This window comes from Bacillus sp. GS3m_15504 (assembly GCF_055825275.1).
Window position 1 is genome coordinate 168,074 of record NZ_JBVVNL010000003.1, and the last position, 13,156, is coordinate 181,229.

A 13,156-nucleotide genomic window follows, 5' to 3' on the forward strand; every position below is an offset into this window, starting at 1 on the left:
GAACAGCTTTATTGACGCTTTTTGTCGGTAAATCGATATATCGGGAAAATCGCTGATATAATTCAAATTACGATCGATATATTTTAAAAATCGCCGATATAATTCGAGTTACGGTCTATATATTCAAAAAATCGCCGATATAATTTTTCCACCTTCTTCATTATCCTAACTTCACAAGGCTGTAGTTCTTCTTCCCTTTACGAATAATAATAAATCGTCCATCAAAGGAATTTTCTACTGTAACATCCGTACCTACATCCGTTACTTTTTCGCCATTCATAGAAATAGCTCCGTTATTAATATCTTCACGCGCTTGTCGTCTAGATGGTTCAATTCCTAAATCAACTAGCCATTCTACGATGTTTTTCGTCTCTTTTGAAGACTGGAATGTTGGCATTTCTTTAAAGCCTTGCTCAATTTCATCAGCTGTTAACGATTTAATATCTCCGCTAAATAACGCTGCTGTAATTTTCACAGCTTGCAGCAATGCTTCTTCTCCGTGAACGAATTTCGTCATTTCTTCCGCTAATACTTTTTGCGCTTCACGTTTATGAGGCTCTGTTTCTACCTTCACTGCCAATTCATCAATACGCTCTTTCGTTAAGAACGTAAAGTATTTCAAGTATTTAACGACATCACGGTCATCTGTATTTACCCAGAACTGGTAAAATTCAAATGGTGTTGTTTTTTCAGGATCAAGCCAAACCGCACCACCTGCTGATTTACCAAACTTTGTACCATCTGATTTCAATAGTAACGGAATCGTCAATCCAAATACTTTTGCTTCGTGCCCTTCTAACTTACGAATTAAATCTAAACCACTCGTAATATTTCCCCATTGGTCACTACCACCAATTTGTAGTTGAACATCTTCTTTCGTGTATAAATGATGGAAGTCCATCGCTTGCAAGATTTGGTACGTAAATTCTGTGAAAGAAATTCCTGTATCTAAACGACTTGCTACGATGTCTTTTGCTAACATGCTATTAATGCTAAAGTTTTTCCCGTAATCACGTAAAAACTCAATAATATTTATTTCATGTGTCCAGTCGTAGTTATTTACCATCTTCACTTCGCTATTTCCGCCAAAATCAAATAGCTTTTTCATTTGCGCTGTTAATGCATCCACATTATGCTGCACTACTTCTAACGTTTGCAGTTGACGTTCTGATTGACGTCCACTCGGATCACCAATTGTTCCTGTTGCACCGCCGATTAAAATAACTGGATGATGACCAGCTAACTGGAATCTTTTCATCATCATAAACGGAATCAAATGTCCGATATGCATACTATCACCAGTCGGATCAACTCCGCAGTATAGCGAAATCTTTTTCTCCTCTACTAGCTTACGTAAACCTTCTTCGTCAGTCTGTTGATTAACAGCACCGCGCCATTCTAATTCATCAATGATATTCATCTTTTGTCATCCCCTTTATTTTTTTAAAAACAAAAAATCCCTATGTCTATGACATAGGGACGATTATTCACCGTGTTACCACCCAGTTTGTATAAATAGCATAGCTACTCATACCACTCTTAGCAATAATATCGATTGCCAATCCGCTTAGCATTACCTAAGATACTCCAGAGTGTAATTCGCAAGTTTGTTTGTGCTAGGTTCCAGCATCCCCTAGCTCTCTCGTTAACAGTGACAAACTGCTACTGGGCTCTTTCAACGTATGTTATTTGTTAAATTATTAGCCATTATATTGAATTGAAAACAAATTGTCAACAATACCCAAATATTATTTTAAAATAATTCGCAACTTCATACGTATATGTTATTCTTTATCTTCTCCAATAATCCTTACTTCACGCTCTAACTTCACGCCAAATTTCTCTTCAACTGTTTTTTGTACGAAGTGAATTAAATCGATGTAATCTTGTGCTGTTCCGTTATCAACATTTACCATAAATCCAGCGTGTTTTAAAGAAACTTCCACTCCACCAATTCGCTTACCTTGTAACCCTGATTCTTGAATCAATTTACCAGCAAAGTTATTTGGTGGGCGTTTAAATACGCTACCACATGAAGGATATTCTAGAGGTTGTTTTGACTCACGTTTAAACGTTAAATCATCCATTTTTGCTTTAATTTCTTCATATACACCTTCTTCAAGTTCAAATCTCGCTTCAAGAATAATGTAATGATTGTTCGCAAATACACTCTTACGATATCCAAATTCAAATGCTTCTTTCGTCAAAGTACGTAGCTCTCCATCACCTGTCATTACGACAGCTTCTGTTAATACAAACGAAATTTCACCGCCGTATGCACCTGCATTCATATATAATGCTCCGCCAACTGAACCTGGAATACCACAAGCGAACTCAAGACCCGTTAAGTTATGGTCTAACGCAATACGTGATACGTCAATAATTGCTGCACCGCACTGTGCTACAATTGTCGTTCCTGTTACAGTAACACCTGTAATATGAATTAAACTTACTGTAATCCCGCGAATTCCACCGTCTTTAATAATGACATTCGATCCGTTTCCTAAAAACGTAACTGGAATATTATATTTGTTAGCATATTTAATAACTTCTTGAATTTCATCATAATTTGTCGGCGCAACGAACACATCTGCTTTTCCACCAACTTTAATATGCGTATGATTCTTTAACATTTCATCTTGTTTCACATGACCTTCAGGCAATACCGTACTTAAATATTCATAAACCTCTTGCATATTCATTTTACGATTCCTCTATTTCTATATTCTTTTTATCCCGTTATACGGGCCCATAATATCCCCACATACATGAACGAACCTAAAGTGGTGGATACAGTGTACCCAAAATCAATTCGAGACACCTATTAACCTCTTAATTTATAAGAGGTGCCACTCATATTAAAATATATATTGCATAATAAAGCAACCCAAATGGGCTACTAAACTTGACATGTCATCAGAAAGACAACAATTTGTAAAATATATTACTTTTTCAAAACACTATCCTTCAGTATCTTACTATACCATACGAAAATAAAGTGGTATTTTTTTGTAATTTTTACTTTGTTTATGACATATAAGAAAATCGATTGAAAGCGGGAGATAAGACTCTCATGAAGATACTAAGTGAGATACAGGAATCAAAGGATTTAACAAAGGAATTTTAAGATGAAGTGGCAGTTGCGAAAGAGAAGAAAAAGCCGTGGTAGAAGTTTTGGTAAGGTTTGTATATAAACTACAAAAAGGTAGAAAAGTATACTTTTCTACCTTTTTGATTAGTGGAATAAAGATAAACCAATTTTTAAACAATGTTATTAGTTTTTAACCACTTTTCAAAAATTAATCTAGATTGTTCTTCAGTAGCATCTTTGTCATCTATTGTAAATATTTTTAAACCGCATCCAGTAAAATATTCACCTAATTTATGTTTGCTAGCAAATTCATATAAAAAACCCGCTTCATACTCTTCAATAAATACATCCCAAATAGGTTTGTTTATTTTTTTATATGCAGTGACTTCTAAATCATAACCATCTTCATAATAGCCTATATGCATATGCTGGTGTGTTTCATAGTTACACATAATGTGAAATAACCTCCTCTTTACCAAATAATATGATGATCATTTAAATTTGGTGGAACATGATAATGTAAATATGGTCCTTTATGATATACCGGGCCATAATCTAACCTAAATATAACTTGTTTCGTAGCTTTAGATCTTACTTGAATAATTTTTGTTCCAGATGGTCCTTCAAGGATATATTTACTTGGTGCGTTTAATGCTTTTTGTACATATGGTCTTGCTATCTTCCAACCTTTATCGGCAGCTGTTCTGCCTACTTTTGAAGTTAAAACCCTTAATGCTCCGATAACAAGAGCTGGTAATATTTCTTGTTTAACTATTAATTCACCTGTAAGAGGGTTTTTTTCAATAACATATTCAACTCTTGGTTTACTTAGTTCTCCTTCTAATTGTAAAAATACAGGATCAGTTACTAAAAAATCATATTCATTCTCAAATTTTTCAAAATCGAAGTTAGAAACATCGACATTAGATAAATCAATGCCACCATCTTCTTCAGGAACATATTCTTCGACAATCGTATCATCATTTAATTCAACAGTTGCATCAACAAATGATGGCAATGCAAAACTAAACATTAACACGAAAGAAAGTATCCCAGCTATAATTCTCATCTACCGTTCTCCTCTCAAATCTTATAATAATGAGAAATAGCTAAAATTTACATTTCCTATTATTTTTCACTATTAAAGAATAAAACAAACAAAATTTTCTAACAAGACTGAAAATAAAAGTCCGAATTTGTTATTATTAATTTGTATAAAATAATAACTTAATAAGATTAAAAATAAATTAACTAAAAATCTCTTCCTCTATACTATAAAGCTAATAAAGCATCTCCCTAAAGATACAATGCTGTATCTTTAGGGAGATGTTAGTGCAAACCATTCTAAGACATACCAATCAATTTTACCAATCTACCTTTACCCCATTGGAGATGGGATATAGTAATTTTTAAATCGTTGTAAGGTTAGATTTAAGCCTTTCACCATATCATTTAGTTGTAAATATAGTGTATTTCTTGGCTCTGTATACTCCTAAATACTCTCCGATTTCTATAAACAGAAAAATTACTTTATCACAGGGCTCAATCGTAGGATTTCTCCACCAGCTGACTGGACACGCCATAAAAAAGAGCACATCCCACAGAATGTGCTCTTTCCAAACTCTTTATATTACTTTTCGTTCTCTTCTTTTTCCTTATCAAACCATAACAGCTCATCGTTATCCACTTCACCATTATAATTGATTAAGATTTCTTCTCCCGCTTTTATATCTTTATAAGCATAGAAGTTAAACGTATGGTTCTCAAAGACAATATCATACGTTGCATTCGGTGTATATGAATGATTGAATAACATACCGTATCCTAAAAGGATTGCCGTATGATTAATCCCATACTCAAATGCGTAGTCAGCAAGTAATGTTTTCTCAATGTGTTCATGCTGTTCATTCGGATAAGAGATAACTGGCGCTGCGTGTATCAACTCACCTTTTTTAATATCACGAGTTGCAAATACACCTCTATTAAATTCTCCATCACTAAGTTCAGAAGTCTTAACTTCGATCATATGCGTCACCTATTTAATTCTTTCTTTGAAGTATTTTAATTCCGCTATTAGCTGAATTTTATCTCCTTAAGCTTGGCAGAAAACGAGCAGAAAAGCAATTAAAATCCGAGCAAGTCTTCTTTTAAATGAAAAAAGAGCACAGACGTTGTACTCTTTTTAAGTGATATTACTTTTCTAAAATATCTTCTAACAATTTCACTTGCTCGCTAACAGTATGTAATGTCTTCACCGATGTATCATTTCGATGCTTTTCTTCTTCCACACTTGCTAACACTTCTTCTGTCGCCGCAGAAGTTTGCTGGATTACATTGGAAGCATGTGTAACATCCTTTACGATATTCGTCGTTTTAACTTGAAAATTTTCTTGATGACCAACAATCTCTCTCATTACATCATTAATTGCATCAATAAACTTTCCTAAATCCGTTACATTTGTTAAAACACTTGCTAACATTTCGTTACACTCTTCTTGTACTCTTTCTGATTTCTCTACCTGCACTTCTACCTTACTTGCTTGATTACTAAATTCCTTCAAAATCCCTTGAATTCTTCCCGCAGAACGATTCGATTCTTCTGCAAGCTTTAATACTTCATTCGCTACAATAGCAAATCCTTTTCCATGTTCACCTGCTCTTGCAGCTTCAATATTTGCATTTAAAGCTAGTAAACTCGTCTGACTTGAAATATTCGTTATTACATCTACAATTTCATTAATTTGCTTCGATTGCATCATTAAATCTCTAAATATAACTCCTGATTGTGAAACAACATCATTTAAACTTTTCATATTCGCTTCAAAATTTCGTAGAGTATGTACACTACCCTTTGAAATTTCTAAGCTTTCATCAACACGAATCGATGCATTTCTTACTTGAGAAATGATTTGTTCAATATTTCCTTCCATATCGTTCAATACTTCTACTGAACGTGACATCATCTCTGATTGTGATTGTGTACCAACTGCCACCTCTTCAAAAGCAAAATTAATGTCACTCATCGACTCCATCGATGTATTCATATTTTCTCTTAAACAATTAAAATTACTATCTAGTTTCACAACTGTTTCTTCAATAAGCCTTTGCGTCTCTTCTAGCTCCTGAGCTTTTCTCATTACTTCTTGCTTCTCATCACTTAAACGAGCCAGTAGGTTAGAACCAATTTTCGTGACGCCCCACATAGCGATTGTTACGATCGCTAACAAGCTTGCGAAGTTTGCAGCTTCAGATGCAGCTGTATAAGCAAAAAATTGCTCCGGCCAATAACTACAAAGGATAAATGTAAGAACAACTGCCACTCCGCCGAGAATTACAACGAGACGCTCACTTAAATAGATAAGTGAAACCGCTAGTGTAAAATAAACCATTTGAAATACAGCCGGGCTTTCATTAAATGCTTGTACCATAATGAAAGACATCATAAGCAACATAAATGTCATGATATATTTATACATCGCTTCCATACTTTCTATAAAAGTAAGAAGCGTTCCAAATACAACGACAGAAATACCACAAACCCAAAACGCGATTGCTCTCTCTGTAAAAATATATCCGTAATACCCAATCGCGATGATTCCAAGGAAGAAACTACAAATCGTAATAAACAGCAATAAATGATTTTTCTGTGATTCTTTCTCCAGGTTAGAAAAACAAGTTTTCTTTAACCATTCCATATATACAGTCCCACCTTCTGCCTTTAATTACTTCAACTTAAATACCGCACTCACTGGGTTATGATCACTATTCTCAAACTTTAAATCTTTTCCTTGCACATTTACAATCTCAACATTCGGTGAAACGATAAAGCCATCAATAATCGTGACGAAGTTTTCACCTTCTACATATTTCTTCACATCGTCTCTCACCGTCATCACAGACGGATCTACAGCCCATTTAAAGCCACCATCAGTAAAGTCCTTTGGTAACTCTACTAACCAGTCAGGACGCTCCTTCACAAACTTCGGATCACTTAATTGAACGTCAGAAACTAATTGATTCCAATCTCCGCCCATTATTACGTAATCACCTTTTTCATAATGCTTGTTCATATATGCTTTTAAATATTCTACTTGCTGTTTTCTAATTTTCCCGCCTTCATCGTACGCAGACAAATGTAAGTTTACAAGTCTAACATGCTTTCCATTATTAACAGGGATTGTATGTTCAACAATCGCTCGATCTAAATCGAATAAACGCTTCGGCCAAGGCTCCATTCCAGGGAGCTGGAATCTCTTCGCTGTTTGAACTGTATATTTAGAAAATGTACTTAATCCAGCCTCCGCATATCCCATTGGACTTGTAATTGGCACTGGAACCCATTTCGTATCGTAGTTCTTGCCAAATGACGAAACATAATTAGGTAATCCTTTTTTCAAAAATTCATGCCCATTTACATCAAAAGATCGCATTGATTTTATATCAACTTCTTGTAATAGCGCAAAATCACTATTCTCATTTTGTAAAAACGAAAGCATATTCTTTAGGTTAACTTCCGTTTGCTCTTTACTACTTGAACCAGATCCCTTTCCCCCATCCATAAAGAAATCTTGATCCTTATCTAATCCAGCATATCCAATATTAAATGTTGTAACTTTAAATTCATTTCCTGTCGCTAATACGCGCTCTTTATTATTTTCCACCTGCAAACTTATAACATCAGCAGGCTGTTCTTTAGTAAGTGTCATATACGCTAAAAAACCACCTACCACTCCCACCCCTACTAAAATACATATAAGTACTATTTTTAATAATTTCTTCAAATAAACGCCCCTTTTCTAAAACACACAACTTAATTATCTTTATTTTCAGTTAACTAAAACTGAATGACAACATACGAAATATTTTATCACAACAAAAATCTTATATCATTATATTTAGTTTATAAATAATTTCTCTTGCCTTTAAATGATCAAAACTCCGACTCCTTCACTGGAAATCAAGCGTAATGTTTAGTACACTATATGTAATAATCATAGGCGATGGAGTTCGCCATAAACGCTGCTTAGCTAATGACTCCTACCAGTATAACTACTGGTAGGAGTCTATTTTTTTGAGCAAGCTATTTAAAGAGGTGAGAAAATTGATTTATATTATCGTCGGCATTGCCGGTATATTAGGAGCCCTTTCTCGTTATTATTTAGGTCTTACTATTCATGAATTTTGGCATCATACATTTCCACTAGCTACATTACTTATTAACTTAGCCGGATGCTTCTTACTAGCTTGGCTGACTACGTATATCGCTAAGCTCAACATCTTACCTTCAGATGTAATCACAAGTATCGGGACTGGATTCATCGGTTCTTTTACGACGTTTTCAACATTTAGTGTAGAAACTGTGCAGTTGATCAATTACTCTGAGTGGAGCATAGCCTTCTTATATGTATCATGTAGTATACTCGGTGGACTCTTTATGTCTGCTCTTGGCTATACACTAGGTGATTTCTTACTTAAGAAACATCTTACGGAAGGTGATCACTTATGATGGAAGCTTTATTAGTCGCAACAGGAGGATTTTTCGGTGCAATTACACGATTTGCAATTAGCAATTGGTTTAAAAAAAGAAATAAGACTTCCTTTCCAATCGCTACATTTCTCATTAATATAACAGGAGCATTTTTACTCGGATATATAATTGGCAGCGGAGTCACTACAGGTTGGCAATTATTATTAGGTACTGGATTTATGGGGGCATTCACAACATTTTCAACCTTTAAACTAGAATCTGTTCAGCTTCTCAATCGTAAAAACTTTAGCGCATTCCTTTTATACTTAAGCGCAACTTACATAGTGGGTATCCTCTTCGCGTTTCTTGGAATGCAGCTAGGCGGAATATAAAAAAGCGACTCTTATCAGTCGCTTTTTTTATAAGAAGTAAGTCCCCCCATATGGTATGGAAAAGAAAGTAGCTGGATACACATTATAATGTACAATTTGCATTGGAAATTGTGAATACGGCATGTACTGCCCCTGCATCATTTTTGCAAATTGTGCTTGTTGCTGCATTTGAATCACTTGATTCACAGCATGGATAGTTCCCTGTGCCCCAGCAAGTGTAATAGCTGCTCCCACTTGTCTACCACTATAAAAATAATGATTCATCATTATTCAACTCACTTATGATTTTTCTTCCATATCGTATGTTTCTATTTCATGGTGAGTGTTTTGTCCCGATTAACAGCCCTATCTATTGCTCTTTTTCAGCTTTGAAGTAATAAATCCAAATAGTAATACACCAATACCACTAAGGAACAATACATAACTTATCGGTACTAAGAAAAAGAAAGGTTCTTCAAGGAATCCATTCGCTCCTACTTTACTGTTTGAAGCATGTATAGTTAAAGAAATAATCGCTAAAATCATGAAAGAAATAGCTACTACGTATTTATTTTTCATCATATACTCTCCTTTAATTCTCACTGATCTTATTACCATCATAATAAGCCTGACAATATCACAAGTCAATAATATTTTATCGCTTAACAATAAAAACACTGTTATTCGCATGACAAAAAAGCTATAGATAAAATATTATCTATAGCTCTTCCAATTAGTTATTTTGTGCCAAAGTATGCCTTTTGGAACATACACATTCTTATCGCATTATGATAGTTACCATCAACGAAAAATTCGTCTAACAGTTCACCTTCTACCATAAATCCAACCTTTTTATAAACATGTACCGCTTTTTCATTTTCCTTATCCACCACTAAATAAATCTTATGCATATTTAGTACAGAAAAAGCGTAATCCATCGCTAAACGCGTCGCTTCCGCTGCATAACCATATCCTTGATAATTCGGATCAATAATAATTTGGAATTCCGTTCTACGGTGAATATAATCGATTTCCACTAACTCAACTAATCCAACCATTTCATTATCTTTTTCAACGATAAATCGGCGTTCACTTTGATCATGTATATGTTTATCGTATAAGTCTTGCAGCTCCACAAATGCCTCATACGGCTCTTCAAACCAATACGACATAATATGTGCGTTATTATTAAGTTCGTGTACAAACTTTAAATCCTCTCGCTCTAATGGACGCAATTTCAATTCCTGACTCATTTCTATAACCTCCAAGTAAAAGAAACCTCTTCACTTAATTTCTCAATTTTTTTCAATTTCAAACGCCCTAATTTCATTGTAAACTTTCAAGTAACTTTAAGGTCAAGATATAAAAAAAGTAGTGCAAACTTATGTCTGCACTACTACTCTTTTCTCAAATCTCTCATATTCGATATGTATAATGCAATGACTAAAACAAGAATTGCTCCTGCGTATAATAACGTCTCCATCGGTTCCTCATGAGATACGATAATTAAACGGATTAACGCCGTGATTCCGATATAGATGAAATAACGTAACGGGAAATGATAGTTCGATTTAAAATACTTAATAATTAATGCAATGAACTCGAAGTATAAGAAATAGACGATAATACTTTCAACTAATTTATATGACGTATACTTCTTCGCTGAAAATATGTATTGGATAAAAGTAATCGTCTCATTAATTAAAAAGATAGATAAGACAATGGATAATATAATTAGCGCTATATTTAATATCCACTGTAAAACACTCGCGATAAAATGATCAATATTGAATGATTTCATTTTCTCATTAAACTCCCCTTCGTATAAGTACGTATTTATTATAGCAAAATTATAATTGGAAAGAAGTTAAATCATATTTTCTCCCTTTATTAGTGCCGGTGTGTGGGATGTTCATTGTTTTGAGGAGTCTTTTAACCGCAGAACTAGACTGCACATTAAGAAAGTCCCTCAATTTACTATTAGTAGTTATCGTTCCAAACAGAAGTGTGTAGTCTTGTAAAGCACGTAAATGAGCACTTTTAGACGTACTATTACAGTTTGAGCAACGCCATCCCTGTTTTTCTTTTAACATTGCCATTGTAAAACATTCCTCACACTGCACGCCCTTTAGCAATTCCTCTTTTTTCACTTTATATTGTGCAAGAATATTTTGTCGCTGCGGAATGTGCTCATTCATAATTTGATTTATAAGTCCATCTACATTATCAATTACGCCTTCTTTATATTGACTTTCCATTTGTTTGATTCTATTAGGTAAATTTGCACCGTGGATAATTTTATTAGGAAGCATTTCATCTGAAGTTTTAATAATTGTACGAGGAGAACTAATTACAACGAGAGATTCAATCGGAATATTATATAAACCATGCAAACTCAGCCATTTTCTCAGCTGCATCTCTTGCCGTTTCACTTGTAAAAGCGGATCTGGAAAACCCTCTTCTGAAGTACCATCTGCGATTCGAATGAGTTGATTAAACTTTGCATCAAAAATTAACGTACCAATGATATTTTTTATTTCAAGAAAAAGAAGAAAACATGAGGAAACTATGAGGGCATCAATTTGGAAATAATGTTTCTGATCAAACAATCTGATGTCATGTAAAATGCTATATTTTGTTTCGGATAGAAAACTAAGCGGATATTCAATTGCCTGCTCTCCTTTATAGCCAGCCATAAATTTCGCTAGACTTTCAACCACCACATTCTTTTTTGGATGATGAGCAGGCAATCTTCTAAGTAAAGCTTCTAATTGAAGCAAATGTACGGACATTTTCCGTTCTTTTACAATCATCTTTATTCCCCTCCAAAATATATCAGCGATTTTTCAAATATATCAGCGCAACTCCAATTATATCGGCGATTTTCGAAATATATCAGCGCAACCCAATTTATATCAGCGATTTTCATAATATATCGACTTACCGACAAAAAACGACACAACATACACACATAAAATCCTATACACAGTATAGCATCACACCTAAAATCGCACTGTAAACATAATATGAATCCACCCATTTAATTACGCCGTTTTCAAAATGAGAGATTTACATTCACCTCATGTAAAAGACCTTTTTATAAGTATGAAAAAATTTTAGGAATTAGTTTATCCTTTTTTAATGTTTTATTTAGAGGCAGTTTATACTCTGCCATTAACATAATAAACGTAGTAATTACATTCAGAAAGACGAACTATTTAAAATCATAAAATAAGGAGACGATAAAACATGAACAAAAAAACGAAAGCACTATCATCTATATTACTCGGATTCACACTAGCACTAACAGGGTGTGCTGGTACTAAAGCTGAAGAAAATCATAGTAAACCAAAACAAGAACAAGCTGCTAAGGAAACAAAAAAGGAAAATAAGTTAACGAAAGGCCAAAAAATGGCTAACATTCTTAGCGATACAAATTGGCAAGGCACACGAGTGTATGACAAAGATAAAAATGATGTAACAAAAGAAAATGCAAACTTCATTGGCCTTGCAAAATATGATGCAAAGTCAGGAAGATATGAATTCTTTGATGCTAAAACAGGTGCAAGTCGTGGCGATAAAGGAACTTTCTTTATCACAAATGATGGAAAGAAGAGAATATTAATTTCAGAATCAATGAAATATCAAGCTGTTGTTGACATGACAAAGCTAAATAAAAATATATTTACTTACAAAAGAATGGGGAAAGACGCTAACGGTAACGATGTAGAAGTCTTCGTTGAACATGTTCCATATAAAGAAAAAGAACTTTCTTTCACTGATCCGGATAAGGAACTGAACACGACTACAGGCGATATCGTTAAAAACATTGATGGAGATAAAATTTTAGGTGGAACACTTTGGCACGGAACAAAAGTATTAGATGAAGCTGGTAATGATGTAACACAGTTTAACTCGAATTTTATAAGCCTAGCAAAATTTGATGACAAGTCTAATAAATACGAGTTTTTCAATAGCGAAACAGGTCAAAGCCGCGGTGACTATGGTTACTTCGATGTTTTACACGAAAATAAAATAAGAGCTCACGTTTCAATTGGAAATAATAAATACGGTGCGGCTCTTGAACTTACTGAACTGAATAAGAATAAATTTACGTATAAGAGAACTGGTAAAGACCAAGCTGGTAATGACATCACTATATTCGTTGAACATGAACCTTATACAGGTGATATGAAACCACAATTTAGTTTTTAATTTGTTTGATTA

16 protein-coding genes, 1 riboswitch and 1 other annotated feature are annotated in these 13,156 nt (G+C 34.1%); of the genes, 4 read left to right on the top strand and 12 right to left on the bottom strand.

Annotated elements, in window-relative coordinates; translation table 11 throughout:
- Nucleotides 1–160: 160 nt before the first annotated feature.
- Both tyrS and murB read right to left on the bottom strand, forming a co-directional pair.
- Nucleotides 161–1,420 carry a tyrosine--tRNA ligase gene (gene tyrS / locus AC0L0O_RS22875; protein WP_001021109.1) on the bottom strand — a complete coding sequence of 420 codons (1,260 nt, stop codon included), beginning with the start codon at nucleotides 1,418–1,420 and terminating at the stop codon, nucleotides 161–163.
- A gap of 52 nt (nucleotides 1,421–1,472) precedes the next feature.
- Nucleotides 1,473–1,688: a binding site (T-box leader), on the bottom strand.
- Nucleotides 1,689–1,784: 96 nt separating this feature from the next.
- Entirely contained in the window at nucleotides 1,785–2,702 is a 918-nt protein-coding gene (gene murB, locus AC0L0O_RS22880; protein ID WP_001057089.1) for a UDP-N-acetylmuramate dehydrogenase, read from the bottom strand.
- A gap of 347 nt (nucleotides 2,703–3,049) precedes the next feature.
- Here murB and AC0L0O_RS22885 point away from each other — a divergent pair, with 347 nt between their 5' ends.
- Nucleotides 3,050–3,127: a DUF3967 domain-containing protein gene (locus tag AC0L0O_RS22885; RefSeq protein ID WP_113712207.1), complete on the top strand. Its 78-nt coding sequence runs from the start codon at nucleotides 3,050–3,052 to the stop codon at nucleotides 3,125–3,127.
- A gap of 134 nt (nucleotides 3,128–3,261) precedes the next feature.
- On the opposite strand, the gene AC0L0O_RS22890 is transcribed toward AC0L0O_RS22885, so the two are convergent.
- The 5 genes from AC0L0O_RS22890 to AC0L0O_RS22910 form a co-directional block, all read right to left on the bottom strand.
- A complete protein-coding gene (locus AC0L0O_RS22890) occupies nucleotides 3,262–3,543 on the bottom strand; it encodes a DUF3986 family protein (protein ID WP_000336245.1) in 282 nt (93 codons plus the stop codon).
- Nucleotides 3,544–3,563: 20 nt separating this feature from the next.
- Nucleotides 3,564–4,160 carry a hypothetical protein gene (locus AC0L0O_RS22895; RefSeq protein WP_001219915.1) on the bottom strand — a complete coding sequence of 199 codons (597 nt, stop codon included), beginning with the start codon at nucleotides 4,158–4,160 and terminating at the stop codon, nucleotides 3,564–3,566.
- Between the two features lie 561 nt (nucleotides 4,161–4,721).
- Nucleotides 4,722–5,117, bottom strand: coding sequence for an SET domain-containing protein (locus tag AC0L0O_RS22900; RefSeq protein WP_000573649.1), 396 nt, complete (start codon nucleotides 5,115–5,117; stop codon nucleotides 4,722–4,724).
- 166 nt (nucleotides 5,118–5,283) lie between these two features.
- The gene (locus AC0L0O_RS22905) at nucleotides 5,284–6,786 is read right to left on the bottom strand and encodes a DUF4077 domain-containing protein (RefSeq protein WP_000455047.1); all 1,503 of its coding nucleotides are present in this window, start codon (nucleotides 6,784–6,786) and stop codon (nucleotides 5,284–5,286) included.
- Between the two features lie 27 nt (nucleotides 6,787–6,813).
- Complete coding sequence (locus tag AC0L0O_RS22910; protein WP_000734859.1) at nucleotides 6,814–7,872, bottom strand: endonuclease/exonuclease/phosphatase family protein; 1,059 nt, start codon at nucleotides 7,870–7,872, stop codon at nucleotides 6,814–6,816.
- Between the two features lie 206 nt (nucleotides 7,873–8,078).
- Nucleotides 8,079–8,138: riboswitch (Fluoride riboswitch) on the top strand.
- A 54-nt stretch (nucleotides 8,139–8,192) separates the two neighbouring features.
- Here AC0L0O_RS22910 and crcB (AC0L0O_RS22915) point away from each other — a divergent pair.
- Entirely contained in the window at nucleotides 8,193–8,597 is a 405-nt protein-coding gene (gene crcB / locus AC0L0O_RS22915) for a fluoride efflux transporter CrcB (protein WP_000639325.1), read from the top strand.
- Nucleotides 8,594–8,950, top strand: coding sequence for a fluoride efflux transporter CrcB (crcB, locus tag AC0L0O_RS22920; protein WP_000969612.1), 357 nt, complete (start codon nucleotides 8,594–8,596; stop codon nucleotides 8,948–8,950). Before crcB (AC0L0O_RS22915) ends, crcB (AC0L0O_RS22920) begins: the two co-directional genes overlap by 4 nt.
- A gap of 27 nt (nucleotides 8,951–8,977) precedes the next feature.
- Here crcB (AC0L0O_RS22920) and AC0L0O_RS22925 read toward each other — a convergent pair whose 3' ends face one another.
- From AC0L0O_RS22925 to AC0L0O_RS22945, 5 genes are all read right to left on the bottom strand, one after another.
- Nucleotides 8,978–9,217, bottom strand: a complete 240-nt coding sequence (locus AC0L0O_RS22925; protein ID WP_000980968.1) for a DUF3947 family protein — start codon at nucleotides 9,215–9,217, stop codon at nucleotides 8,978–8,980.
- 78 nt (nucleotides 9,218–9,295) lie between these two features.
- On the bottom strand, nucleotides 9,296–9,547 hold the full coding sequence (locus AC0L0O_RS22930; protein WP_131371133.1) for a DUF3955 domain-containing protein: 252 nt from the start codon (nucleotides 9,545–9,547) through the stop codon (nucleotides 9,296–9,298).
- A gap of 119 nt (nucleotides 9,548–9,666) precedes the next feature.
- Nucleotides 9,667–10,182: a spermidine N1-acetyltransferase gene (speG, locus tag AC0L0O_RS22935; RefSeq protein ID WP_000076824.1), complete on the bottom strand. Its 516-nt coding sequence runs from the start codon at nucleotides 10,180–10,182 to the stop codon at nucleotides 9,667–9,669.
- A 143-nt stretch (nucleotides 10,183–10,325) separates the two neighbouring features.
- Entirely contained in the window at nucleotides 10,326–10,730 is a 405-nt protein-coding gene (gene psiE, locus AC0L0O_RS22940) for a phosphate-starvation-inducible protein PsiE (RefSeq protein WP_000834704.1), read from the bottom strand.
- 49 nt (nucleotides 10,731–10,779) lie between these two features.
- Nucleotides 10,780–11,742, bottom strand: a complete 963-nt coding sequence (locus AC0L0O_RS22945) for a nuclease-related domain-containing protein (RefSeq protein ID WP_131371136.1) — start codon at nucleotides 11,740–11,742, stop codon at nucleotides 10,780–10,782.
- A 436-nt stretch (nucleotides 11,743–12,178) separates the two neighbouring features.
- Here AC0L0O_RS22945 and AC0L0O_RS22950 point away from each other — a divergent pair, with 436 nt between their 5' ends.
- Complete coding sequence (locus AC0L0O_RS22950; RefSeq protein WP_001036607.1) at nucleotides 12,179–13,144, top strand: DUF4822 domain-containing protein; 966 nt, start codon at nucleotides 12,179–12,181, stop codon at nucleotides 13,142–13,144.
- Nucleotides 13,145–13,156: the final 12 nt, after the last annotated feature.